This window comes from Microbacterium sp. Leaf351 (assembly GCF_001423825.1).
Taxonomy (GTDB): domain Bacteria; phylum Actinomycetota; class Actinomycetes; order Actinomycetales; family Microbacteriaceae; genus Microbacterium; species Microbacterium ginsengisoli.
Map to the genome: position 1 here is coordinate 5,567 of NZ_LMPK01000037.1, position 1,858 is coordinate 7,424.

Sequence of the window (1,858 nt, forward strand, 5' to 3'; positions counted from 1 at the left end):
GATCCTCAGGGGCATCACCGCGGCCACGCGCACGACCACCCGCACGACCATGACCACCCGCACGGTCACGGTCATGACCATCCGCATCATCATGACCACCCCCATGGTGGCATCCGCGGCTTCATCACCCACCTCTTCGTCCCGCACACCCACGATGCGGCGGACTCGATCGACGAAGCGATGGAGGCGAGCAGCGCCGGAATCCGGGCCCTCAAGGTGAGCCTGTTCCTGTTGCTCGCCACGACCGTGCTGCAGGCGGCTGTCGTCGCGATCAGCGGGTCGGTGGCTCTGCTCGCCGACACCGTGCACAACTTCTCCGACGCGCTCACCGCCGTGCCGCTGTGGGTGGCGTTCGTGCTGGGACGCCGGGCGGCGTCGCGCCGCTACACTTACGGGCTCGGGCGGGCCGAGGACCTCGCGGGACTGTTCATCGTGTTCGTCGTGCTCCTGTCCGCCGTCGTCGCGGCCTGGCAGTCGATCGATCGCATGATCCACCCGCAGCCGCTCGAGAACATCGGCTGGGTGATCGCCGCGGGGCTCATCGGGTTCGCCGGCAACGAGGTCGTGGCCGTCTACCGCATCCGTGTCGGGAGGCGCATCGGCTCGGCGGCGCTCGTCGCCGACGGCGTGCACGCCCGCACCGACGGCTTCACCTCGCTCGCGGTCGTGATCGGCGGGCTCGGCGTGCTCGCTGGGTTCCCGCTCGCCGACCCGCTCGTGGGCCTCGCGATCTCCGCGGCGATCGTCGTGCTGCTCTGGGGAACCGTGCGCAGCGTCGGTCGCCGACTGCTCGACGGCATCGAGCCCGAGCTCGTCGACTCGCTCCACCGTGCCGTCGGCGAGACTCCCGGGGTTCGCGGCGTGGCACGCGTGCAGCTGCGTTGGGTCGGGCACCGGCTGCAGGGGGCTGTGCGACTCGAGACGGATGCCGCCTCCCTCGCCGATGCGCAGGCGATCGCCGGGCACGCCCGAGAGCGGGCGCGCACGACACTCCGGAGCCTCGACGACCTCCAGGTCGAGATGGTCACGCCCGTCGTGACGACAGCTGCCGGACACGTCCACGAGGAGTCGTCGTGACCGATCCGGGCGTCACCCCGCGCGGCGGGATGTCGGAGCGCAGCGATCGTCGCGGCATCCGTCTCGCGGTCGCGCTCGAGTGGACGACGCTGCTGTGGAACGTGGTCGGCGTCGTCGTGCTGGCCGTTCTCGCGTGGTCGGCGAGCTCCGTCGCGCTCGCCGGCTTCGGGCTCGACAGCCTGATCGAGATCGGCGCGAGCGCCGTGGTGCTCTGGGAGCTGCGCGGCACGGACGAGGTGCGGCGTCGTCGGGCGCTGCGACTCATCGGGCTGGCGTTCGTGCTCCTCGCGGGCTACCTCGCCGTGCAGTCGATCGTGGCGCTCGTGACAGTGCATCGACCGGCGCCGAGCCTCGGCGGGATCATCTGGACGGCCGTCACCGCCGCGGTGATGTTCGCTCTCGCCGCGGGGAAGAGCGCGGTCGGGCGCCGCATCGGCAACGAGGTCGTGGTCACCGAGGGCAGGGTCACCCTGATCGACGGGATCCTGGCGGCGAGCGTGCTCGCGGGGCTGCTGCTCGATGCGGTGCTCGGCTGGTGGTGGACGGATGCCGTCGTCGGTGTCGTCATCGTCTTCTACGCCGTCCGCGAGGCCGTGCACATCTTCCGCGAGGGCTGACACGGCCGCGGCATCCGAGTGCCTGCTTCCGGATGTCGCACGCCGCCGCCATGCTGGACGCGTGGCGATCCGATCCTTCGAGCTGAGCACCCTCGTGCCGGGCGTGCCGGAGCGCGCGGTCGACTTCCTCGCGAAACTCGACGGGCACCGCGGCATGCATCCCT

2 protein-coding genes are annotated in these 1,858 nt (G+C 71.2%); both read left to right on the top strand.

The genetic code is table 11. The features are described 5' to 3' along the window. The first annotated feature begins 180 nt into the window (after window positions 1-180). Window positions 181-1,077 (top strand): cation diffusion facilitator family transporter, encoded by an 897-nt coding sequence (locus ASG00_RS12555; protein WP_056210015.1) that lies wholly within the window; start codon window positions 181-183, stop codon window positions 1,075-1,077. Continuing rightward, entirely contained in the window at window positions 1,074-1,694 is a 621-nt protein-coding gene (locus ASG00_RS12560) for a cation transporter (protein WP_235557430.1), read from the top strand. Before ASG00_RS12555 ends, ASG00_RS12560 begins: the two co-directional genes overlap by 4 nt. Window positions 1,695-1,858: the final 164 nt, after the last annotated feature.